Annotated in this window: 23 protein-coding genes; 17 read left to right on the top strand and 6 right to left on the bottom strand. The window is 75.8% G+C overall.

All coding sequences use genetic code 11. From position 1 onward, the window contains the following. Positions 1-64 precede the first annotated feature (64 nt). Entirely contained in the window at positions 65-550 is a 486-nt protein-coding gene (locus ACQP60_RS15995; protein ID WP_429734590.1) for a heme-degrading domain-containing protein, read from the top strand. Positions 551-589: 39 nt separating this feature from the next. Continuing rightward, a complete protein-coding gene (locus tag ACQP60_RS15990; RefSeq protein ID WP_429734588.1) occupies positions 590-2,128 on the top strand; it encodes an amidohydrolase in 1,539 nt (512 codons plus the stop codon). 39 nt (positions 2,129-2,167) lie between these two features. On the opposite strand, the gene ACQP60_RS15985 is transcribed toward ACQP60_RS15990, so the two are convergent. Continuing rightward, complete coding sequence (locus ACQP60_RS15985) at positions 2,168-3,835, bottom strand: glycerophosphodiester phosphodiesterase (protein ID WP_429734586.1); 1,668 nt, start codon at positions 3,833-3,835, stop codon at positions 2,168-2,170. A 145-nt stretch (positions 3,836-3,980) separates the two neighbouring features. On the opposite strand from ACQP60_RS15985, the gene ACQP60_RS15980 reads away from it, so the two are divergent. Together ACQP60_RS15980 and ACQP60_RS15975 are read left to right on the top strand one after the other, a co-directional pair. Further along, positions 3,981-4,325: a TraR/DksA family transcriptional regulator gene (locus tag ACQP60_RS15980; protein WP_429734584.1), complete on the top strand. Its 345-nt coding sequence runs from the start codon at positions 3,981-3,983 to the stop codon at positions 4,323-4,325. A 121-nt stretch (positions 4,326-4,446) separates the two neighbouring features. Continuing rightward, positions 4,447-5,070: a nucleoside/nucleotide kinase family protein gene (locus tag ACQP60_RS15975; protein ID WP_429734582.1), complete on the top strand. Its 624-nt coding sequence runs from the start codon at positions 4,447-4,449 to the stop codon at positions 5,068-5,070. Positions 5,071-5,086: 16 nt separating this feature from the next. Here ACQP60_RS15975 and ACQP60_RS15970 read toward each other — a convergent pair whose 3' ends face one another. Further along, positions 5,087-5,827: a VOC family protein gene (locus ACQP60_RS15970; protein ID WP_429734579.1), complete on the bottom strand. Its 741-nt coding sequence runs from the start codon at positions 5,825-5,827 to the stop codon at positions 5,087-5,089. Between the two features lie 119 nt (positions 5,828-5,946). Here ACQP60_RS15970 and ACQP60_RS15965 point away from each other — a divergent pair, with 119 nt between their 5' ends. Beyond that, positions 5,947-7,365, top strand: a complete 1,419-nt coding sequence (locus ACQP60_RS15965) for a class-II fumarase/aspartase family protein (protein ID WP_429734577.1) — start codon at positions 5,947-5,949, stop codon at positions 7,363-7,365. A 51-nt stretch (positions 7,366-7,416) separates the two neighbouring features. After that, complete coding sequence (locus ACQP60_RS15960) at positions 7,417-7,761, top strand: hypothetical protein (RefSeq protein ID WP_429734575.1); 345 nt, start codon at positions 7,417-7,419, stop codon at positions 7,759-7,761. Here ACQP60_RS15960 and ACQP60_RS15955 read toward each other — a convergent pair. Next, positions 7,755-9,230 (bottom strand): SDR family oxidoreductase, encoded by a 1,476-nt coding sequence (locus ACQP60_RS15955; RefSeq protein ID WP_429734573.1) that lies wholly within the window; start codon positions 9,228-9,230, stop codon positions 7,755-7,757. The two genes, ACQP60_RS15960 and ACQP60_RS15955, sit on opposite strands and share 7 nt — an antisense overlap. 135 nt (positions 9,231-9,365) lie before the next feature. Here ACQP60_RS15955 and ACQP60_RS15950 point away from each other — a divergent pair, with 135 nt between their 5' ends. Next, on the top strand, positions 9,366-10,172 hold the full coding sequence (locus ACQP60_RS15950; RefSeq protein WP_429734571.1) for a tryptophan-rich sensory protein: 807 nt from the start codon (positions 9,366-9,368) through the stop codon (positions 10,170-10,172). Then, positions 10,169-10,732 (top strand): isopentenyl-diphosphate Delta-isomerase, encoded by a 564-nt coding sequence (gene idi, locus ACQP60_RS15945; protein ID WP_429734569.1) that lies wholly within the window; start codon positions 10,169-10,171, stop codon positions 10,730-10,732. Before ACQP60_RS15950 ends, idi begins: the two co-directional genes overlap by 4 nt. A gap of 6 nt (positions 10,733-10,738) precedes the next feature. Here the strand turns inward: idi and ACQP60_RS15940 are convergent, their stop codons facing one another. Continuing rightward, complete coding sequence (locus ACQP60_RS15940) at positions 10,739-11,263, bottom strand: MarR family winged helix-turn-helix transcriptional regulator (RefSeq protein WP_429734567.1); 525 nt, start codon at positions 11,261-11,263, stop codon at positions 10,739-10,741. A 52-nt stretch (positions 11,264-11,315) separates the two neighbouring features. Between ACQP60_RS15940 and ACQP60_RS15935 the strand changes: the two genes are divergently transcribed. Genes ACQP60_RS15935 through ACQP60_RS15910 form a run of 6 tightly spaced genes read left to right on the top strand, consistent with a single transcriptional unit; the run spans position 11,316 to position 16,605 of the window. Beyond that, entirely contained in the window at positions 11,316-12,422 is a 1,107-nt protein-coding gene (locus ACQP60_RS15935; protein WP_429734565.1) for a polyprenyl synthetase family protein, read from the top strand. After that, positions 12,419-13,339 carry a phytoene/squalene synthase family protein gene (locus ACQP60_RS15930; protein WP_429734563.1) on the top strand — a complete coding sequence of 307 codons (921 nt, stop codon included), beginning with the start codon at positions 12,419-12,421 and terminating at the stop codon, positions 13,337-13,339. The genes ACQP60_RS15935 and ACQP60_RS15930 overlap by 4 nt, the downstream gene beginning before the upstream one ends. Then, positions 13,336-14,991: a phytoene desaturase family protein gene (crtI, locus tag ACQP60_RS15925; protein ID WP_429734561.1), complete on the top strand. Its 1,656-nt coding sequence runs from the start codon at positions 13,336-13,338 to the stop codon at positions 14,989-14,991. The genes ACQP60_RS15930 and crtI overlap by 4 nt, the downstream gene beginning before the upstream one ends. Beyond that, on the top strand, positions 14,988-15,380 hold the full coding sequence (locus ACQP60_RS15920; RefSeq protein ID WP_429734559.1) for a lycopene cyclase domain-containing protein: 393 nt from the start codon (positions 14,988-14,990) through the stop codon (positions 15,378-15,380). The genes crtI and ACQP60_RS15920 overlap by 4 nt, the downstream gene beginning before the upstream one ends. Beyond that, complete coding sequence (locus tag ACQP60_RS15915) at positions 15,377-15,694, top strand: lycopene cyclase domain-containing protein (RefSeq protein ID WP_429734557.1); 318 nt, start codon at positions 15,377-15,379, stop codon at positions 15,692-15,694. The genes ACQP60_RS15920 and ACQP60_RS15915 overlap by 4 nt, the downstream gene beginning before the upstream one ends. Further along, complete coding sequence (locus tag ACQP60_RS15910; protein ID WP_429734555.1) at positions 15,691-16,605, top strand: prenyltransferase; 915 nt, start codon at positions 15,691-15,693, stop codon at positions 16,603-16,605. The genes ACQP60_RS15915 and ACQP60_RS15910 overlap by 4 nt, the downstream gene beginning before the upstream one ends. A 17-nt stretch (positions 16,606-16,622) precedes the next feature. Here the strand turns inward: ACQP60_RS15910 and ACQP60_RS15905 are convergent, their stop codons facing one another. Continuing rightward, a complete protein-coding gene (locus ACQP60_RS15905) occupies positions 16,623-17,066 on the bottom strand; it encodes a pyrimidine dimer DNA glycosylase/endonuclease V (protein WP_429734553.1) in 444 nt (147 codons plus the stop codon). 4 nt (positions 17,067-17,070) lie between these two features. Then, positions 17,071-18,336 carry an APC family permease gene (locus ACQP60_RS15900; RefSeq protein ID WP_429734551.1) on the bottom strand — a complete coding sequence of 422 codons (1,266 nt, stop codon included), beginning with the start codon at positions 18,334-18,336 and terminating at the stop codon, positions 17,071-17,073. 252 nt (positions 18,337-18,588) lie between these two features. Between ACQP60_RS15900 and ACQP60_RS15895 the strand changes: the two genes are divergently transcribed. Genes ACQP60_RS15895 through ACQP60_RS15885 form a run of 3 tightly spaced genes read left to right on the top strand, consistent with a single transcriptional unit; the run spans position 18,589 to position 21,916 of the window. Beyond that, positions 18,589-19,275, top strand: coding sequence for a TetR/AcrR family transcriptional regulator (locus tag ACQP60_RS15895; RefSeq protein ID WP_429734549.1), 687 nt, complete (start codon positions 18,589-18,591; stop codon positions 19,273-19,275). Then, positions 19,272-20,264, top strand: a complete 993-nt coding sequence (locus ACQP60_RS15890) for an ABC transporter ATP-binding protein (protein WP_429734547.1) — start codon at positions 19,272-19,274, stop codon at positions 20,262-20,264. The genes ACQP60_RS15895 and ACQP60_RS15890 overlap by 4 nt, the downstream gene beginning before the upstream one ends. After that, a complete protein-coding gene (locus ACQP60_RS15885) occupies positions 20,261-21,916 on the top strand; it encodes an ABC transporter permease (protein WP_429734545.1) in 1,656 nt (551 codons plus the stop codon). Before ACQP60_RS15890 ends, ACQP60_RS15885 begins: the two co-directional genes overlap by 4 nt. Positions 21,917-22,004: the final 88 nt, after the last annotated feature.

Below are 22,004 nucleotides of genomic sequence, written 5' to 3'. Positions count from 1 at the left end.
GCCGCGCGGACGCGCCGCGGACCGGTTGGCGGGCGCTGGGCGGCGGGCGTGGGACGCTGGCCCCATGGGGAACACGGAGGACGTCGCAGCCCTGGTCGCCGAGGTGGAGCAGCAGGAGCGCGAGCTCGTGCTCACCCGGTTCACCCACGACGACGCGTGGCAGCTCGGCTGCCTGCTGGTCGAGCTCGCCACGGATCGTGGCCTGGCCGTGACGGTCGACGTCCGCAAGGGACCCCAGCAGGTGTTCCACGCGGCGCGCGAGGGCACGACGCCGGACAACGACTCGTGGGTGCAGCGCAAGGTGCGCGTCGTGGAGCGGTTCGGCGCGTCGTCGTACCTCACCGGCCTGCGGGCCCGGGCCAGGGGCGACGACTTCAACGCCAAGCACCAGCTGCCGCTGCAGGAGTACGCCGCGCACGGGGGCGCGTTCCCCGTACGGGTCGAGGGCGTGGGGATCGTGGGCGTCGTCACCGTGTCCGGGCTGGCGCAGGCCGACGACCACGCCCTGGTCGTCGAGGCGCTGCGCGTGCAGGCCGCCGTCGGCGCCTGACCGGCGCGCGTCGCGCCACCCGCCGTCTACGGTGGCCCCGTGCCCGCGCTGCTCCTGACGAACGCCCGCCTCGCCGGCCGGCCCGGCCGGCCCGTCGACCTCCTGCTCGACGGCGGCCGCATCGCCGCGGTGACGCCGACGGGCGCCCCGGCCCCGGTGCCGGTCTCGACCCTCCCGGAGCAGGTCGACGTCGACGGCCGCACCGTGGTGCCCGGCCTGTGGGACGCGCACACGCACCTCACGCAGTGGGCGATGGTGCGCCAGCGCCTCGACGTGTCCGCGGCGACGAGCGCGGCGCACGCCGCCGCCCTGGTGCGCGACCGGCTGGACCTGGCCGCACCGCCCACCGGCGGCACGCCGCTCGTCGGGTACGGGTTCCGGTGGGCCACCTGGCCGGACACCCCCACCGCCGCGGTGCTCGACGCGGCGGTGCGAGACGCCGGCATGGGCGACGTCCCCGTGGTGCTCCTGTCCGGCGACCTGCACAGCGCGTGGGCGTCGACGGCCGGCCTGCGCTTCCTCGGCATCGCGGAGCACCCCACCGGGCTGCTGCGCGAGGAGGAGTGGATGCCCGCCAGCCCGCGCATCGTCACGGTGGACGACGCCGTGGCGGACGCCCTGGTGGTGGACGCGGCCCGCGCGGCCGCCGCGCGGGGCGTCGTCGGCGTCGTCGACTTCGAGGTGGCGGACAACCTCACCGCGTGGCGCCGCCGGGTGGCCGGCGGCTGGGACGGCCTGCGCGTGCGGGCCGGGGTGTGGGAGCAGCACCTGGACGCGGTGCTCGACGCCGGGCTGCGGCACGGCGACCCGCTCGGCGACCCGCAGGGGTCGGACCTGGTCACGCAGGGGCCGCTCAAGGTGATCAGCGACGGGTCGCTCAACACGCTCACGGCGTTCTGCTTCGACGCGTACGAGGGCGTCGTCGGGCCGGACGCGCACGGCATCCTCAACATCGCGACCGACCAGCTCGCGCCCCTCATGGCCCGCGCGCACGCCGCCGGGCTGCGGTGCGCGATCCACGCCATCGGCGACCGCGCCAACGCCCTCGCCCTCGACGCGTTCGAGGCGTCCGGGGCCCGCGGGTCGGTCGAGCACGCGCAGCTGCTGCGCCCCGACGACGTGGCCCGGTTCGCCGCGCTCGGCATCACGGCGAGCGTGCAGCCCGAGCACGCGATGGACGACCGGGACGTCACCGAGCGGCTGTGGCCGGGACGGGACGGCCGGGCGTTCCCGCTGGCCGAGCTGCGGGCGGCGGGCGTGCCGCTGACCCTCGGGTCCGACGCCCCCGTCGCGCCCCTCGACCCGTGGGTGGCGATCGCCTCCGCGGTCACCCGGTCGCGGGACGGGCGCGAGCCCTGGCACCCCGAGCAGCGCATCGACGTGCGCGCCGCGCTCGAGGCGTCCGTCGACGGCCGGCCCCTCGGCCTCGCCGTCGGCGGCCCCGCCGACCTCGCCGTGCTCGACGTCGACCCGCTCGCGCTCCCGGACGACGACCCGGTCGCGCTCGCCGACGCGCTGCGCGGCACCACCGTCGCCGGCACGCTCGTCGCGGGCCGCTGGACGCACCACGCCCTCTGACCCCGACGGGCCAGAGGGCGTGGGCGGTGCGAGGACCGGTCAGCCGCGGAGCTCGGCGACCTCCGCGAGCAGGGCGTCGCGCTGCTCGGGGTCGTCGACGTGCTTCCTCACGACGCGCTCCAGCCGGTCCCAGTCCTCGTGGGCGAGGGCGGAGAACAGCTGCTGCGCCTGCCCGGTGGACAGGTCGAGCGCGGTGAGCCGGGCGAGCAGGCCGGGGCCGGGCTCAGGCTCCGGGCCGGCCTGCTCCTGCGCCGCCTTCCACCCGACGAACGCTCCGGGCCGGTTGGTGATCATGCCCTCGACGCCGAGGTCGGTGAACCGGGTCCAGTCGGCGGCGGAGTCGACGGTCCACACGAAGACGCCGACGCCCGCGGCGTTGAGCTCCTCGACGACGGACGGCCGGGTGGCCAGCGCCGAGCCCGACGGGTTGTAGTACGTGGCGTGCAGGCGCTCCGCGGTGGCGACCGGGTCGGCGTCGAGGGTGCCGCGCAGCAGCCCGAGCGGGATCTGCGGTGCCCGGTCGTACGCGTACTCCAGCGCCTTCTCGTCGAACGACTGCAGCACCACGCGGTCCTCCAGCCCGGCGTCGAGGATCATGTCGACGGTCCGGTTCACCTCCTCCCGCGTCTCGGGGCCCTTGATCTCGAGCAGCAGGTCGGAGCCGCCGGTGCCCATGAGGTCGAGCACCTGCGCGAACGTGGGCACCTTCTCCCCGGTGAACGCCGGGCTGAACCAGGAGCCGGCGTCGAGCGACCCGACGTACGGCGACCGCAGGAACTCGACATCGCCGGTCCCGTCCGTGGTGCGGTCGACGGTCTGGTCGTGCAGGACGACGGGCACGCCGTCGGCGGTCGTGTGCACGTCGATCTCGACGTACTCGGCGCCGGCCTTCATCGCCGCGGCGTACGCGGCGAGCGTGTTCTCCGGGTTCACGGCCGAGTAGCCGCGGTGCGCGGCGGTGACGGGCAGGTCCCCGGGCTCGTTCACCACGGGCTTCGGCTCGATCTCGGTGACGACGACGTCGTCGATGCTCACGCGTGCGCCGTCGGCGGAGAAGCCGAGCACGCCGTCGTCCGTGCGGCCGATGCGACCCTCCAGCACCTCCTGGCCGTCGTAGACCCAGGTGGCGTGGTTGCCCTGCACTTCGATGGCGATCCGCACGTCCTTACCCACGCCGGCGTCGGACGGCGCGGCCGCCGTGGACGGCACGTTCCACGCGTTCCCCGCCGTGCGCTCGGCCAGCTCGAGGCCGTTGCTCGCCGTCGTGGTGGAGCGCATGGCGGCCTGCCACCACGGCACGCCCCCCTCGGGTGCGATGTCGAGGATCGGGGCGAGCCAGCGCGACGCGTTGTTGACGGCCTCGAAGCGCACCGTCGCCTCGAGGCGATAGTTCTCCAGGTGCGGGCCGAACGTGACGCGCCCGATCGTCGCCGGCTCGCCCACGAGCCGGCCGTCCTGGACGGCCCACGCACCCGCCCCGACCTGCCACCCGTCCGGCAGGGCGCCGTCCGTGACGTCGTCGAAGTCCTGGGCGTAGACGACGTCGCCGGGCTCGGCGGCGAGCGGCGCGGCGGTCGCGACGGGCGGCGCGACGACCGTCGCCCCGAACGAGGCGACGGACACCCCCGCGGCGACGGCGAACGCGAGCGTGGCGGGGACGGTGCGCGTCCCCGGTGGGGCGAGCAGGGTGCGGCGTCGTGCGGTCATGGTGGTCCTCCTGGCGGGGTTCCTGGCGGGGTTCCTGGCGGGTCGCCGGGGACGCTAGGAGGGCCGGGTGTCCGGACGGGGGGCGGCCGCGTGGCCCGTCGATGACGGTCAGGAGAACTTCCCGTGCCGGTGCGAGACTGCCGGGATGACCGACCGTGCGGATGCCGAGGGCCGCCTGCGGGCGCGCCTCGCGGAGGTGGAGGAGCGCCTGGCGGCGCAGCGCCGCGCCGTCGACGGCATCGTCGAGTCGGCGCGCGACTCCAACGCCGACGACGAGCACGACCCCGAGGGCGCCACGCTCGCGTGGGAGCGGCAGCAGGCGGCGGCGCTGGCGGCCGAGGCCGAGCGCGAGCGCGACCAGCTCCTCGCCGCGCTCGACCGCGTCGCCGCCGGCACGTACGGCGTCTGCGAGGTGTGCGGCCGGCCCATCCCCGCCGCGCGGCTGGAGGCGCGGCCCGCCGCCACCCGCTGCGTCGAGCACGCGCGCTGAGCGGCGACGGTCGACGCTCGGCGCGGCACTTCCGGCTCACGGTGGCAGTCCGAACTGCCGCGCCGGGCACGAACTGCCGCGCCGAGCATCAGACCATGGCTCGACCTGGCAGCATGACGGCGTGCGCGTGGAGCCCGTGACCCCGGACGGCGTGCTGACGCACGTCGTCGGGCGGGTCCTCGCCCGCGACGACGCCCGGCCGGTGCGGCTGCTGGTGGACGGGCACCCGTCCACCCACCCGGAGGCGCTGGCGGACGCGCTGGTCGAGCCGCTGCGGGCGGCAGGACGGCCGGTCGCCCGCGTGCGCGTCCGGGACTTCCTGCGCGCCCGGTCGCTCCGCCTCGAGCGCGGCCGCCGGGACGCCGACGCGCTGCTGGACGAGTGGATCGACGTCGAGGGCCTCAACCGCGAGGTGCTGCGGTCGGTCGTGACGCGGGGCCGCTGGCTGCCGAGCCTGCGCGACCCGGACACGGGGCGCTCCACCCGCGCGGGGTACGAGGAGGCGCCGCCGGGCACCGTCGTCGTGCTGGACGGGTCGCTCGCGCTGGGCCGGGGGCTCGACGTCGACCTCGCCGTCCACCTGGCGCTGCGACCGGCGACGGAGACGCGGAACACGCCGCTCGACGACGCGTGGACCCTCGCCGCGTACGGGCGGTACCGCCGCGAGGTGCAGCCCGAGCGGCGCGCGGACGTCGTCGTGCGGGTGGACCACCCCGACCGCCCCGCGCTGCTGCTGCCGGGATGATTCCCCGGACCGCCGGTCAGCCCGCGCAGAGGCAGAACGGGTGCCCGGCGGGGTCGGCGAACACGCGGAACGTGTCCTCGCCGCCGGGCAGCCGCCGCGCCCCGACGGCGAGGGCGGCAGCCTCGGCCTCGTCCAGGCTCTGCGGGCCGACCTGCAGGTCGAGGTGCAGCTGCTGCGGGTACGCCGGGTCGGGCCATCGCGGCGCCGAGTAGCCCTCCACCTGCTGGAAGAGCAGGGCCCGGTCCCCGCCGAGCATCGCCATCCCCTCGGCGTCGTAGACGACGGGGTCGCCGAGGATCCCGGACCAGAACGCGGCCGCGGCGGACGCGTCCGGCACGTCGAAGGTGAGGCCCATGATCGTCAGGCCGTCGTTGTCGGGCGCGTGGCACAGGTCGAACGGGTGCCCGGCCGGGTCGGCCAGGGTGGTCCACTCCGGGTTCTCGCGCAGCACGACGGCGCCCAGGCCCACCGCCCGCTCGACGGCGGCCGCGACGTCGGGCACGCGCAGGTCCAGGTGCAGCTGCTGCGGGTGCTCCTGGCCCGGCCACCGCGGCGGCACCAGGGCGGGGGCGGGCTGGAAGGCGAGCGACCAGCCGTCGGGGGTGTTCAGCGTGATCCAGTCCTCGCCGTACCCCTGCTGCTCGACCTCCGCACCCGTGAGCCGCTGCCAGAAGTCGGCCGCGACCTGCGGGTCGGGGACGTCGAAGACCACGGCGTCCAGGGCCGCGACGCGCGGCGTCGTCGTCTCGTCGCTCATGCCGCCCAGACTGCCGCGCTCCACCGACACCCGCACCGCGGGGGCGCGGGAGGCCTGTACAGGCGGGCCGGGCGGGGGCGATCATCGTGCCCACCGCCGTCGGACGCCCTGGGGGCCGCATGATCGTCGCACCGTTCGGACGCTTCACCGAGGGCCGGGTGCCGGACCCGGGGATCGCGCGGCTGTTCACGCGGGAGAACCGCTGGCAGGCGCGGCTCGACGTCGAGGCGGCGCTCGCGCTCGCGGAGGCCGACGCCGGCCTGATCCCGGCGGAGTCGGCCCGCGCCATCGCGCTCACGGCGCGCATCGAGAAGCTCGACGTGAAGCGGGTGCTCGCCGCGACCGCGGAGGCCAGCCACCCGCTGGTGCCGCTCATCGAGGAGTTCGCGCGCGCCGTCGGCTCCAAGCACGGCGGCTGGGTGCACTGGGGCGCGACGACGCAGAACATCACCCAGACCGCGGACGTGCTGGTGCTGCGCGACGCGCACCGCGCGATCCTGCGCCAGCTCGGCCGGGTGCTGCGCTCGGCGGGCCGGCTCGCGAAGTCGTCCGCGGCGCTGCCGATGGCGGGCCGCACGCACAGCCAGCACGCGGTGCCGGTGACGTTCGGCTTCAAGGTGGCGGTGTGGATCGACCAGCTCGCGGCGCACGCCGACCGGTTGGAGCGGCTCGACGAGCGGCTGTTCTGCGTGCTCATGGGCGGCGCGGCGGGCACGTTCGCGTCGTTCGGGGGCTCGGGCCGGGCGGTCGAGGCGGGCGTGGCGCGGCGGCTCGGGCTGCACCCGATGCGGGTGCCGTCGCGGTCGGTCAACGACGGCATCGTGGAGCTCGTGCTGGTGCTGGCCCAGCTCGCGGGCACGATCGGGAAGATCGGCCGGGACGTCTACACGCTCATGCAGCCCGAGTTCGCGGAGGCGTTCGAGCCGGTGCCGGAGGGCACCGTCGGCAGCTCGACCATGCCGCACAAACGCAACCCGCAGCTCGCCCTCGACATGCAGACGATGTCGGCCGAGCTGCGCGCGCTGGCCGGCCCGGCGCTCGAGTCGATGCTGCACGACCAGGAGGCGAACGGCGCCATGACGGCGCTGCTCGAGGACGTCTCGGCGTCGGCGGCGGTACTGGCGGGCGACATGCTCGCGCGCCTCGAGGTGGTGATGGACGGCCTGGAGCTCGATCCGGGCCGGATGCGGGCGAACATCCGCCTGTCCGAGGGCATGATCGGCTCGGAGTCCCTCATGCTCGCGCTCGGGGAGAAGATCGGGCGGCAGCGGGCGCACGACGTCGTGTTCGCCGTCGCGCAGGCGACCGCGTCCGACGGTCGCCCGTTCCTCGAGCTGCTGCACGGCGACCCCGTCGTCAGCGAGGCCTTCGACGACGACGAGCTGCGCGCCCTCCTCGACCCGGCGGGCTACCTCGGCCTCAGCGCCGAGATCGCGCGGGAGCTCGCCGCGTGCGCGGACGAGACCGCCGACCGGCTCGAGGCGCTGCCCGCGCGGATCCCCGTCTCCGTCGGGAGCCAGCGGCCCGGGGAGGGGTGAACCCGCCCCGCGGACGCGCACGGCGGCGACGGCGGTGCCATCGTGGGACCCATGGACTGCGAGCCCCTGGCCGAGCGACGGGCCGGTGCCCGACGGATGAGGGTCGTGGCGACGGCGGCGCTCGCCGTCGTCGCCCTCGCGCTGCTGGGCGCGTGCGCGGCGGGCCCGAACCCGGGCGTCGACACGTCGACGATCAGCGGGGCGGGGCCCTACGGGTTCTGGTGGGGCCTGTGGCAGGGGATGATCCTGCCGGTCACGTTCGTCGTCTCCCTGTTCACCGACTCCGTGTCCGTGTACGAGGTGCACAACACCGGCAACTGGTACGACTTCGGCTTCGTCCTCGGCATCTCGATGGTCTTCGGCGGCCCGCTCGGCGCCCGCCGGGCGCGTCACTGAGCGGCTTCGGCCGCGCGCGCGATGTTGCGCTGCATCCCGCCGAACACGATCCCGTGGAACGGGCTGATCGCCCACCAGTAGAGCTGCCCGGGCAGGCCGCGCGGGGAGAAGATCGCGCGCTGCCGGAACACGGGCCGCGCGCCGGGCCCCTCCTCGACCGCCAGCTCGAGCCACGCCAAGCCCGGGAGCCGCATCTCGGCGCGCAGCCGCAGCAGCCTCCCGGGCACCACCTTCTCCACGCGCCACCAGTCGAGGGCGTCGCCGGGCTCCAGCCGGTGCGGGTGCCGCCGGCCGCGCCGCAGCCCGGGGCCGCCGAAGAGGCGGTCGAGCACGCCCCGGGCCACCCAGCCGAGGCGCCACGAGTACCAGCCGTGCGCGCCGCCGATGCCCTCGATCACCGACCACAGCGCCTCCGGCGTGGTGTCCACGGCGCGCGCCCGGTCGTCGACGAGCAGGCTGCCGCCGGCCCAGTCGGGGTCGTCCGGCAGCGGGTCGGACGGCGCTCCCTGCGTCGACGCCGACGTCCAGCTGGTCCGCACGTCGAGGTCGCGGATCCGGGCGAGCGCCAGGGCGACCGCGTCGTCGAACCCGACGAGCCCCTCGGGCGGGTCGGGGACGTACCGCGCGATGTCGTGCTCGCGCGCGACCACCTCGTGGACGAGCGAGCCCACCAGCGGCCGGGCGATCGCCGGCGGCACCGGGGTGACCAGCCCGACCCACAGGCTCGCGAGCCGCGGCGTCAGCACGGGCACGGCGCGGATCACCCGGGGCCGCAGCCCGGCGACGGCCGCGTAGCGCTGCATCATCCGGCGGTACGTCAGCACGTCGGGGCCGCCGAGGTCGAAACCGCGGCTGACGTCGCCGGGCACCTCCGCCGCCCCGACGAGGTAGCGCAGCACGTCGCGGACGGCGATCGGCTGGATGCGGTTGTCGATCCACCGCGGGGCGACCATCACAGGTAGCCGCTCGGTGAGGTAGCGCATCATCTCGAACGACGCGCTGCCCGAGCCGAGGATCACTGCGGCCCGCAGCACGACGGTGGGGACCTCGCCGTCGAGCAGGATCTCCTCCACCTCCCGGCGGGAGCGGAGGTGCGGCGACAGGTCCGCGGAGTCGGGGTAGAGGCCGCCCAGGTAGACCACGCGGCGCAGCCCGGCCTCCGCGGCGGCCTCCGCGAACCCGCGCGCCGTGCGACGGTCGGTGTCGGCGAAGCCGGAGCCCGCGCCGAGCGCGTGGATGAGGTAGTACGCGACGTCGACCCCGTCCAGCGCGCGACGCAGGTCGCCGCGCTCCTGGGCGTCGCCGGCCACCACGTCGACGTCGTCCGCCCAGGTTCGCGCGGCCAGTCGCTCGGGGTGGCGCGCGAGCACGCGGACCCGGTACCCCGCGGCGAGCAGTTCGGGCACCAGCCGGCCGCCGATGTACCCGGTGGCGCCGGTGACCAGCACCAGCGGCGCGTCGGTCGTCATGCGCGTCCTCCTGGGTCGTCGGCGAGGATCGTCTCGTCAGGTCGCTAGCCAGGCTAGCAATATCCGGTCGCCGATGGCAGGGTGGAGGGTGCCGCGGCCGTGCCTGCGGCGTCGTCCGACGAACGAGGAGGGCCCATGGCCGACACGACGACCGCCCCGCGACCGCAGCAGGTCGCCGTGACCGTCAGCCTGCTGGTGTGCGTGGTGGGGTCGATGATCGGCGTCGGGGTCTTCGGCGGCACCCGGGTGTCGGAGGCCGCGGGCGGCGCGCTCGCCGCCGACGCGACCCTCGTGGCCCCGGCGTCCCCCGCGTTCTCGATCTGGACCGTCATCTACCTCGGCCTCGCGGGGTACACGGTCTTCCAGTGGCTCCCGGCGCACGCGCTCGACGCCAGGCAGCGGCGGCTGCGGCTCCCGGTCGCGGCCACGATGCTGCTCAACGCGGCGTGGATCCTCGCCGTCCAGGCGGGCCTGCTGTGGGGGAGCGTCGTGGTCATCGTCGCCCTCCTGGCGATGCTGTCCCGGACGTTCCTGATCCTGGTCCGGACCCCTGCGAGCGGCGTCGCGGAACGGGTGCTCGTCGACGGCACGCTCGGCCTCTACCTGGGCTGGGTCTGCGTGGCGACCGTCGCGAACGTGGCGGCGGCGCTCGCGGCCGCGGGGTTCGACGGCGGGGCCGTGGCGGCGGACTGGTGGGCCGTCGGGATCCTCGCGGTGGTGGCGGCGATCGGCGTCGCCCTCGCCGTGCGCGGGCGCGGGCGGCTCGCCGTCGCTGCCGCGATCGCCTGGGGCCTGGCGTGGGTGGCCGTCGCGCGCTCCGGGGGCGAGCCGGCCTCCGCCCCGGCCGCGGCCGGCGCGGTGGCGGCGGCCGTTGTCGTGCTCGGGGCGGCGGTGGTGCTCCGGGTGCGGGCCGTGCGCGACGCCGCGAGGGTGGCGGCATGACCGGGGCCGGCACGGGTGACATCGAGGACCACGTGGTCCTCCTCGGTGACGACGGCGCGCCGCGCGGGGTCGCCCCGCGCGCGACGGTGCACACCCGCGACACCCCGCTGCACCTCGGGTTCTCCTGCTACCTGTTCCGCCCGGACGGACGGCTCCTGCTCACGCGGCGCGCGCTGGCCAAGAGGACGTGGCCGGGCGTCTGGACCAACTCGTTCTGCGGGCACCCGCGCCGGGGCGAGTCGTTGGCGCAGGCCGTCCTGCGGCACGGTCGGCACGAGCTCGGGCTGGACGTGGCGACCGACGGCGAGCCCGTGCTGCCGTCGTTCCGCTATCGCGCCGTGGACGCGGGCGGCGTCGTGGAGAACGAGATCTGCCCGGTGCTCGTCGCGACGGTGGACCGCGACCCCGTGCCGAACCCGGACGAGGTCATGGACTGGCGGTGGGTGCGGCCGGACGACGTCGAGGCGCTCGTCGACCTCGCCCCGTGGGCGGTGAGCCCGTGGATGGTCGAGCAGGTGCCCGAGCTGCGCGCCGCGGGCTGGGCCGCGTCGCGCGCGTAGCGGGCGTCAGGCGGTCGCGTCTCCGACGACGGTCCCGGCGGCATGGTCGGACTCCCGCTCGGCCTCGGCGGCCATGGCCAGCAGGAAGTCCCGCACGGCGGGGCGGGAGCGCGCCGGCACGGCCCGCGCGATCTCGAGCATGCGTGCGTGCACCGGCGCGAGCCGCTCGCGCACCTCGGCGTGCGCGGCGTCGGAGGCGACGACGACGACGGAGCGCCGGTCCGACGGGTGCGGGCGGCGCTCGAGGTGTCCCGAGTCGACGAGGCGGTCGAGCAGCTTCGTGGTCGAGGCGGTCGAGATCGACAGGTACTCCGCGAGCCCTCGCGGCGTCGCCGGCTCGCCGCGCCCCTCGCAGGCGATGACGTGCTGGAGCGCGCGGAGGTCGGTGAGGTTCATCTTCATGTCGCGCCCGGCGCGTCGTCGCATGGCCTCGTCCGCGCGGCGGAAGGTCCGCAGCGCCTCGAGGATGCTGCGGGCCTCCGCGTCCGACTCCCCGAACCAGTAGGAGCCTCCCGTGGGTGCCTGGGTCACGCGCTCATCCTAGCCACTGCGCACATGGCTAGTATCTTGCTAGGCTAAATACATGCTTGGCGAGGAGGTGGGTCGCATGGAGCGTTCGTCGTGGACCGGCGACGTGGCGGGCAGGGACCTCGACGACGCCGTCGACCGGCTGCTCGCCGCCGGCGACCGCCCGGAGGACGCGCGGCTGTGGGAGTCCGTGCGCGACACGAGTCGCGGAGGCAAGAGGATCCGACCGCTCCTCCTGCTCGGCACCTACGACGTGCTCGCACCGTCGGCGACGTCGGCACTCCCGGAACCTTCAGCACGGTCGGCACGGCCCGAGCCGCGGGAGGTGGCGCTCGCCGTGGCCGCCGCCCTCGAGCTGCTCCACCACGCGTTCCTCGTGCACGACGACGTCATCGACGAGGCGGACACCCGCCGCGGGCGGCCCACGGTCTCCGGGGCGTACGCGGACCGTGCCCGGGAGGCCGGCGTCGACGACCGGCGGGCAGGGGACTACGGCGCCGCGGCGGGCATCCTGGCCGGCGACCTCGCGCTCGCGGGCGCGGTCCGCGCGGTCGCGCTGTGCGGGGCCGCCCCGGCCACCACCGAGCGGCTCCTCGACATCGTCGACGAGACCCTGCACGTCACCGCCGACGGGGAGCTCGCGGACGTCCGCCTGAGCCTGGGGCCGTGCGCGGACCTCGACGAGACGCTTCGGACGGCCGAGCGGAAGACGGCCGCGTACTCCTTCCAGCTCCCGCTGCGCGCCGGGGCGCTCCTCGCCGGCCGGGACGACCTGGAGCCCGGAGTCCTGCGACTGGGCCGTGCCCTCGGGCTGGCGTTCCAGCTCCGCGACGACCTGGACGGAGTGTTCGGGGACCCGAGGACGACCGGCAAGAGCAACGCCTCCGACCTGCGGGAGGGCAAGTGCACCCCGCTGGTGGCACTCGCCCGTGGCACGTGGGCGTGGGACGGGCTGCGCGCCGTGCTCGGCGACCCCGACGCCGGGGAGCCGGAGCTGCGGCGCGCCCGCGAGCTGCTCGCGGCGTGCGGGGCGCGGGCGGCGGTCGAGACGCTCGTGGCGGACCTCGAGCGCGACGCCCTCGCGCTCGGCCACGACCTCGGCCTGGGCGTGCTGGTGGAGCGCCTCGTCCCGGCCGGGCCGCACGTGACGAGCGCCGCATGAGCGCCGGCACCGTGCCGCGGGGGACCACCGTCACCACCCCCGACACCACCCCTGCCGCCGTCCACGACGCCGTCGTCGACCCGACGTACGACGCCACGGCCGTGCGCAGCGCGGCGGTGGTCGTCCGTGCCTACTCGACGTCGTTCGGCTGGGCGTGCCGGCTGCTGGGCGACGGCGTGCGCGACCACGTGCGCGCCGTCTACGCGTTGGTCCGGGTAGCCGACGAGATCGTCGACGACCCGCGGCCCGGACTCTCCGTCGCCGAGCGCGGCGAGCTGCTCGACGAGCTGGAGCGCGAGGTGGCGCGGGCGCGGGCGCGCGGGCGCAGCAGCAACCTCGTGGTGCACGCGTTCGCGCGCACGGTGCGCCGGTTCGGCATCGGGGACGACCTGGTCGCGCCGTTCTTCGCGTCGATGCGCTCCGACCTCACGGTGACCGCGTACGACGAGGCCGGGTTCGCCGCGTACGTGCACGGCTCCGCCGAGGTGGTCGGCCTCATGTGCTTGCGGGTGTTCGTCGCGGGGGACGACGCGGCGTACGAGCGCCTGGCCCCGGGCGCGGCCCGCCTCGGCGCGGCGTTCCAGAAGGTGAACTTCCTGCGCGACCTGGCCGAGGACGTGGACCTGCGCGGCCGGTCCTACTTCCCGGGGCTCGACGTGGACGCGTTCGACGACGCCGACCGCGACCGGCTGATCGCGGACGTCGACGCCGACCTGGCGGCCGCGCGCGTCGCGATCGGCGACCTGCCGCGCAGCTCGCGCCTCGCCGTGCGGGTGGCGCACGATCTGTTCGCTGAGCTCTCCCGTCGGCTGGCGGCCACGCCGGCCGCCACGATCCGGCGGGAGCGGGTGAGGGTCCCCGGCCCGGTCAAGGCGCGGCTGGTGGCCGGGGCCCTTGCGAGGGAGGCGCTGCGATGAGGGTGGTCGTGGTGGGGGCGGGGATCGCGGGCCTGGCGACCGCGGGGCTGCTCGCGCGCGACGGGCACGACGTCGAGGTGCTCGAACGGCACGACGCGCCGGGCGGGCGCGCGGGCTCCTGGGAGCGCGCCGGCTTCCGCTTCGACACGGGCCCGTCCTGGTACCTCATGCCCGAGGTCTTCGACCACTGGTTCCGGCTCATGGGGACGAGCGCCGAGCGCGAGCTGGACCTCGTCGGGCTCGACCCGGCGTACCGAGTCTTCTTCGAGGGACACGAGGACGCGCTCGACGTCTCGCCCGACCGGGCCGCCAACGTCGCGGCGTTCGAGGAGGTCGAGCCCGGTGCGGGCACGCGCCTGGAGCGGTACCTCGACTCGGCGCACGACACCTACGACCTGGCCCTGCGGCACTTCCTGTACACGACGTTCGCGTCGTGGCGGCCGTTCGCGCACCGGGACGTCGTCTCGCGCCTGCACCGGCTCGGGCCGCTGCTCGGCCGGTCGCTCGGCTCCCGGGTCGCCGCGCGCTTCCGGGACGGACGGCTGCGTCAGGTGCTGGGGTATCCCGCGGTCTTCCTGGGGTCGTCCCCGGACCGGGCGCCGAGCATGTACCACCTCATGAGCGCCCTCGACCTCGACGGCGGCGTGCGATACCCGCAGGGCGGGTTCGCGCGCGTGGTCGACGCGGTCGCCGGGCTCGCGGTGGGCGCGGGCGTCACCCTGCGCACCCGCGCCCGCGCGACCGCGATCACGACCGGGCCGATCACCGGCGCCGTCGGGGCAGGCCCGGGGGCGGTGCGGGCCGGGTCCTCCGTCCCCGGCCGCCGTCCCCGGGCCGCGGTCACCGGGGTGCGCTGGGTGGACGACGGCGGACGGGAGCACCATGCGCCCGCCGACGTCGTCGTCGCGGCGGCGGACCTGCACCACGTGGAGCAGGACCTGCTGCCGCCCGACCTCCGCGACCGGTCGCGGGCGTGGTGGGACCGGCGCGACCCCGGCCCCGGCGGCGTCCTGGTGATGCTCGGCGTGCGCGGGCGGGTGCCGCAGCTCGCCCACCACTCGCTGTTCTTCACCGCGGACTGGCGGGAGAACTTCGGCGCCATCGCCGAGGGCCGTGTGCCCGACCCGGCGTCGCTGTACGTGTGCGCGCCGTCCCGCACCGACCCCACCGTGGCGCCGCCCGGGCACGAGAACCTGTTCCTGCTCGTCCCCGTCCCCGCCGACCCCGGCCTCGGGCGCGGCGGCGAGGACGGCGCGGGCGACGCTGCCGTCGAGGCGGTCGCGGACGCCGCGATCGACCGGGTGGCGGCCTGGGCGGGCGTGCCCGACCTGCGCGAGCGCGTCGTGGTGCGGCGCACCGTAGGCCCCGGGGACTTCGCGGCCGACCTCTCGTCGTGGTCCGGTGGCATGCTCGGCCCGGCGCACACGCTGCGCCAGAGCGCGATGTTCCGGGCGGGCAACCGCTCGCGGCGCGTCGCGGGGCTGCTGCACGCCGGCGGGTCGACCGTCCCCGGCGTCGGGCTGCCGATGTGCCTCATCAGCGCGGAGCTCGCCGTGAAGCGGCTGCGGGGCGACACCACCGCCGACCCGCTGCCCGAGCCGTCGCCCGAGCCGGTCGACGAGAATCGTCCGGCCCTCGCCTCCCGGGAGTGATCGCGCTGCACTGGACCTCCTTCGTCTACCTCGCGCTGCTGCTGGGCGCGCTGGCCTCGATGGCCCTCGTGGACCGGCGCGCGCGCCTCGTCCTCTGGTCCGCGCGCCCCGGGCGCGGCGCCGCCGTCCTCGCCGTCGGCGCCCTGGTGTTCCTCGGGTGGGACCTCGTCGCGATCGCGGCGGGCTTCTACTCCCGCGGCGGCGCGGCCATGACCGGCGTCGAGCTCGCCCCGCACCTGCCGCTCGAGGAGCTGTTCTTCATCCTGTTCCTCTGCTATTTCACGCTGGTGCTGCACGGGCTCCTGCGGCGCGCGGTCGCCCGGCGGAGCTCCGCACGACGTCGCCCCGCCCTGCACGCGGTGCCGGACCCCGCCCAGGAGGCGCGATGACGTACGCCGGGCTCGCGGCCGTCGCCGTCGTCGGGGCGCTCGTCGTCGCGCTGGTCGTGGCGCGCGTGCGCCGCCTCGGCGCCCGGTGGTGGGTGGCGACGGCGCTCGCCGCCGTCGTGCTCGTGGCGCTCACCGTCGTCTTCGACAGCCTGATGATCGCCGCCGACCTGTTCCGGTACGACGACGCCGCGCTGCTCGGCGTGCGGCTGTGGCTCACGCCCGTCGAGGACCTCGCGTGGCCCGTCGTCGCCGCGCTGCTGCTGCCGGCCCTGTGGGCGCTGGCGGGGGACGAGCGCGCGGAGGCCGACGCATGACGGCGCCGGTGGCAGGGGGACAGGCGGTGGGACCGGCGTCCGCGCTGCGCCAGGTGGTCGGCTCGTCGCGCCCGGTGAGCTGGATCAACACCGCGTACCCGTTCGCGGCCGCATACCTGCTGGCGGGCGGAGCCGGCCGGGTCGGCGTCGCCGAGCTGGTCGTCGGCGCGCTGTACTTCCTCGTCCCGTACAACCTGCTGATGTACGGACTGAACGACGTCTGGGACTACGAGTCCGACCTGCGCAACCCGCGCAAGGGCGGGATCGAGGGCGTGGTGCTCTCGCGGCGGTGGCACCGCCTCACGGTGCGCGCCGCCGTCCTGAGCAACGTCCCGTTCCTCGTCTACCTGGTCGTGGTCGGGACGCCGGCGTCCACCGCGGTGCTCGCCGTGAGCGTGATCGCCGTCGTCGCGTACTCCGCGCCGGGGCTGCGGTTCAAGGAACGGCCGGTGCTGGACTCGGCGACGTCGAGCACCCACTTCGTCAGCCCCGCCGCCTTCGGCCTGGCGCTGGCGGGCGGCACCCTCACCGGCACCGTCGTCGCCGTGCTGGGGGCGTTCTTCCTGTGGGGCATGGCGTCGCAGGCCTTCGGCGCGGTGCAGGACGTCGAGGCGGACCGCGCCGCCGGGATCGGCTCGGTGGCCACCTGGCTGGGCGCGGCGCGCACGGTGCGCGGGGCGATGGCGGCCTACGCCGCGGCGGGCGTCGTGCTGCTCCTGGCGGGCTGGCCCGCGGCCCTCGCCGCCGTCCTCGTCGTGCCCTACGTGGTGAGCGTCGCCCCGTTCCGGAACCTGCCCGACGAGCGCTGCGAGGAGGCGCACGCCGGCTGGCGCCGGTTCCTGTGGCTCAACCTCGTCACCGGGTTCCTGGTGACGCTGCTGCTCATCGCGGTCAGCCTGGGCTGGCTCTGAGCGGGCCGGGCCGAGGCTCAGCCCCGCTCCCAGTCCTCGCGCGGCCCGGGGACGACGGTGAAGAGCGGGTGGGTGCGCAGGCGCTCGGCGTCGTCGAGCGCGGGCGCGAGGCCGGGGGTGCGCACGCGCAGCTTGGCCGTCAGGTGCGCCCGCTCGAACTCCAGCTGGCCGTCGGTCACCGGGATCCGCGGCACGGGCGGGCGGCCGTCGCGGGGTGCGTCGAGGATCCGGCCGCGGTCGAAGGAGTACGTGCGCACGGACGCCTCGGCCGCGATCCCCTCGAGGTAGTCCCCGACGGCGGCGAGCGGGTCGGGGGTCGCGCGGAACCGGACGAGCTGCGGGTGCTCCCGGTAGCCCTGGGTGCGCCCGGCGAGCACCGCCTGGGCGAGCAGGGCCTCGCGCCAGCAGGCGGTCAGCCCCTGCCGGTCGAGGTAGTCGGGGGCGAGGGACCAGAGGCGCACCGGATCATCGTGACACGCGCACCCACCGCACGAGCAGCCCGACGGCGAGCACGCCGGCGCCCGTGAGCACCGCGGCCGGCGGCAGCGTCCCGCACAGCACGACGCACCCGGCCAGCCCCACGGCCTGCAGCGCCCGCGGGTAGCGGCGGTGCGCGCCGGTCTGCGTCCACGCGGCGAGGTTCGCCACCGCGTAGTACGCCAGCACCCCGAACGACGAGAACCCGATCGCGCCCCGCAGGTCCACGGTGAGCACCAGCCCGACGACCACGGCCGCGACGGCTACCTCGGCCCGGTGCGGCACGCGGAACCTCGGGTGGACGGCGGCGAGGGGGCGCGGCAGGTCGCCCTCGCGCGCCATCGCGAGCGTCGTCCGGCCCACGCCCGCGACCAGGGCCAGCAACGCCCCGAGCGACGCGGCGGCCGCGCCGACACGCACGACGACGCCGGCCCAGGGCGTCCCCGCGACGGCGGCGGCCAGGGGCGCCGGGGCCGCCGCCGTCCCCGCCAGCCCGAGCGCCGCGAGCAGGGTGACCGCCACGACCGCGTAGACCACGACGGCGCCGCCCAGGGCCCCGACGATGGCACGGGGGATGCTGCGGGCCGGGTCGCGCACCTCCTCGCCGAGCGTCGCGACGCGCGCGTACCCGGCGAACGCGAAGAACAGCAGCCCCGCGGCCTGGAGGACGCCGTAGAGCACCGGGCCGGCGCCGGCGGGGGTCGTCGCGACCAGGGTCGCCATCGGGCCGGGGGTGTCCGCCGGGCCGCCGGCGAGCGCGACGGCGACGGTCACCGCGAGGGCCAGCAGCACCACGACCACGATCCACCGGGCGAGCCGCGCCGTGCGGGTGACGCCGCGGTAGTTGACGGCCGCCAGCGCGACGACGGCGAGCGCCGCCACGGGCCGCTCCCACCCGGGCGGGGCGGCGTAGGCGGCGAAGGTCAGCGCCATCGCCGCGCAGCTCGCCGTCTTGCCGATCACGAATCCCCACCCGGCGAGGAACCCCCACCACGGGCCGAGCCGTTCGCGCCCGTACACGTACGTGCCGCCCGACGCCGGGTACTGCGCCGCGAGCTGCGCGGACGACGTCGCGTTGCCGTACGCGACGACGGCGGCGACCCCGAGGGCGACCAGCAGCGCGGCGCCCGTGCCCGCGGGCAGCACCGCCGCGGCGGCGGGGGAGAACGCGGCGAAGACGCCGGCCCCGATCATCGAGGACAGGCCGATCATCACGGCGTCGGCGGTGCTGAGGCGGCGCGCGAGCTCGGTCACGAGGTCGATCCTGCCGTGCCCGCGTCCCGCGCGTCACGGCGGCCCCTCGGTGCGGGCCGCATCCCGGGTGTCCTCGCACGTCACGACCGCGCCGGGATACCTCCCGCCGCGGCGCCGACATCCTGACGGAATCCCTACGGCCGCGAGGGTTGCGCCTGTGCTGAACACGTGTTTAGTCTCTTGAACGTGCGTTCAGTCGATGTCGCTCCCGAGGAGCCGGCGACGGGTCCGACAGGGGGCCGGGGGCCGGTCGTGCCGGCCCCCGACGAGAGCACGCGCGGCCGGATCCTCGACGCCGCGATGCGGCGCTTCGCCCGGTCCGGCTTCGGGGCGTCGGTGCGGACCATCGCCGCCGACGCCGGGGTGAGCGCGGCGCTCGTCATCCACCACTTCGGGTCCAAGGACAAGCTGCACGCCGCGTGCGACGAGTACGTGCTCGCCTGGATCCGCGACGTCAAGCGCGACTCCATCGGGCGCGCGGCGAGCGGCAACCTGCTGCAGGTGCTCTCCGCCGCGGATCAGTACGCGCCGCTGGTCGGTTACGTGCTGCGCTCGCTGCAGGCGGGCGGCGCGGTGGGCCGCGAGTTCACCGAGCACATGATCGCCGACGCCGAGGTGTACACGGCCGAGGCGGTGCGCGACGGCGTCGTCCGGCCCAGCCGGGACGAGGCGGCGCGGGTGCGCTACCTCGTCTACTCCGCGCTCGGCGCGATGCTGCTGTCCGTCACTCTCGACCCCCCGCAGGACGCCGAAGACGTCACGGCGGCCATGCGCCGCTTCATGGACGAGCTGTACCTGCCGATGCTCGAGCTGTTCACCGAGGGCTTCCTCACCACCCGACGCATGCTCGACGACTACCTCCTGTACGTGCCGGACCCGCCGGGCGGGGCGCAGGCCCCCACCGACGGAACCCCCCATCACGACGAAGAGGAACCATGACCACCACGGCTGCAACCACCACAGGGTCGCGCGCCGCGACCGCGCCCGCGGTCGAGATCCACGACGTGCGCAAGTCCTTCGGCTCCGTCCAGGCCCTCGACGGGCTGGACCTGACCGTCGAGGCCGGCCAGGTGGCCGGCTTCCTCGGCCCCAACGGCGCCGGGAAGTCCACCACCATCCGCGTGCTGCTCGGCCTGCTGCGCTCCGACTCCGGCAGCGCCCGCCTGCTGGGCGGCGACCCCTGGCGCGACGCCGTCGCGCTGCACCGCCGTCTGGCGTACGTGCCCGGCGACGTGTCGCTGTGGCCCAACCTCACCGGCGGCGAGGCCATCGACTACCTCGCGCGCCTGCGCGGCAAGCCCGACAAGAAGCGCAAGGCCGAGCTCCTCGAGCGGTTCGAGCTCGACCCCACCAAGAAGGCCCGCACGTACTCCAAGGGCAACCGGCAGAAGGTCGCGCTCGTCGCCGCGTTCGTCTCCCAGGTCGACCTGCTCGTGCTCGACGAGCCGACGTCGGGCCTCGACCCCCTCATGGAGGCCGTGTTCACCGAGCACGTGCGCGAGGCCAAGGCCGCGGGCACCTCCGTCCTGCTGTCGAGCCACATCCTCAGCGAGGTCGAGAAGGTCTGCGACACCGTGACGATCATCCGGGGCGGCCGGGCCGTGGAGTCCGGCACGCTCGACGACCTGCGCCACCTCACCCGCTCGTCCGTCACCGCCGTCGTCGACGGCGACCCGTCCCCGATCGGCGCCATGGCGGGCGTGCACGACCTCGCCACGACGACGAGCGACGCCGGCATCCGCGTCACGTTCGACGTCGACAACTCCGAGATGGGCCGCGTGCTGCCCGCCGTGTCCGCGCTCGGCGTGCACTCGTTCACCGCGCAGCCGCCGTCGCTCGAGGAGCTGTTCATGCGCCACTACGGCGACGAGCTCGCCGCCGACGGCGTGCCCGCCCAGGGCACCCGGAGCAGGGCGGGTGCGCGATGAGCGCCGTCACCGCGGCCCCGCCGTCGTCGCGGGCTGAACCGGCGCGCGGGGGCACCACGCTGACCGGCACGTGGGGCCAGGTGCGGTTCATCCTGCGCCGCGACCGCGTGCGCCTGCTGGTCTGGAGCCTCGGCATCCCGCTGCTGTACCTCGGCTCGCTCCCGGAGTACACCACCATGCTGGAGGACGCCCAGGGCCGCGCCGTCCGGGCCGCGCTGGTGTCGTCGCCGGCGATGGTCGCGATGACCGGCCCCGGGTACGGCACCGACGACTACTCGGTCGGCCCGGCGCTCGCGAACGAGCTCACCCTCTGGGTGGTGCTCGCCCTCGCCCTCATGAGCATCCTGCAGGTGGTGCGCCACACCCGCGCCGAGGAGGAGTCCAGCCGGTCCGAGCTGGTGCGCGCCGCCGCGGTCGGTCGGCACGCCGCGGTGGTCGCGGCGCTGTTCGTCGTGGTGGTCGTCAACGCCGTGATCGCGGCGCTGTCCGCGGCCGTGCTCGCGGCCAACGACCTCGACGTCACGAACGCGCTCGGGATGACCGTCGGCATCGCCGTCGCCGCGCTGACCTACGGCGCCGTGGCGCTGGTCGCCGCCCAGGTCACGGAGCACTCGCGCGGCGCCACGGGCCTGTCGATGGCGGTGCTCGGCGCGACCTTCACGGTGGGCACCATCGGCAACATGCAGGAGCTGGGCGGCAGCTGGGCGTCCTGGCTTTCGCCCATCGGGTGGGCGCAGCAGATGCGCGCGTTCGTCGACCTGCGGTGGTGGCCGGCGGCGATCGGCGTGGTCGCGATCGTCCTTCTGCTGCTCCTGGCGTCGTCCCTCGCGTCCCGGCGGGACTTCGGGGCGGGGCTCGTGCCGGACCGGCCCGGCCGCGCGGACGCCCTGGACAGCCTCCGTTCGCCCGGCGCGCTCGCCTGGGTGCAGCAGCGGATGTCGCTGCTGTGGACGGCGCTCGGCCTGGGGATCATGTGGCTCGCGATGGGGACCGTCGCGTCCCAGGTTCCCGAGCTGACCAAGACCCTCCAGGACAACCCCGTCTACGCCTCCATCCTGGGCGCGGGCGACCCCGTCGCCGGGTTCCTGCGGATCATCGTGCTCTACGCCGCCCTCGGCGCCGCGGTGTTCGGCATCGTCGGGATGCTGCGCGCCAAGGCGGAGGAGGACGCCGGCCGCGCCGAGTACGTGCTCGCGACGCCGGTCGCGCGGGGCCGCTGGTTCGGCGCCACGCTCGGCATCACCTCGGCCGCGACCGTCGTCGTCCTCGTCGTCGGCGTCGCCGCGGGCGCCGCCGGCGCGGTGTTCACCGGGCTGTCGGACCCGTCCTTCGGCACCATCCTCGGCGCCGGTCTGCTGTACCTGCCGGCCATCGCGGTGTTCGTCGGGTTCGCCGCCGTGGTCTACGCGTGGGTCCCCCGGGCGTCCACGGTCTCGTGGGTGCTGCTCGAGTGGGCGGTCGTCGTCGCCCTGTTCGCGGGCCTGTTCCACATCCCCGAGTGGGCGCAGAAGATCTCGCCGTTCTGGTGGGTGCCCGACTCGCTCAACGGCGACGTCGACTGGGCGCACGTCGGCGGGCTGTGCGCCGTCGCGCTGGTGCTGGTCGTGCTGGCGTTCGTCGGCTTCCGCCGCCGCGACATCGCGACGAAGTAGCGCCCCGCCCCGCGAGTTGTCAGAGCCACGTCGGCCTCGACCCCGGCGTGGTTCTGACAACTCGCGGGGCCGGGTTAGCGTGGTCGGC

The organism is Isoptericola variabilis, assembly GCF_050311655.1.
Taxonomy (GTDB): domain Bacteria; phylum Actinomycetota; class Actinomycetes; order Actinomycetales; family Cellulomonadaceae; genus Isoptericola; species Isoptericola variabilis.
Note: the sequence above shows the minus strand (reverse complement) of the source record. Positions and strands in the feature narration are given on the sequence as shown.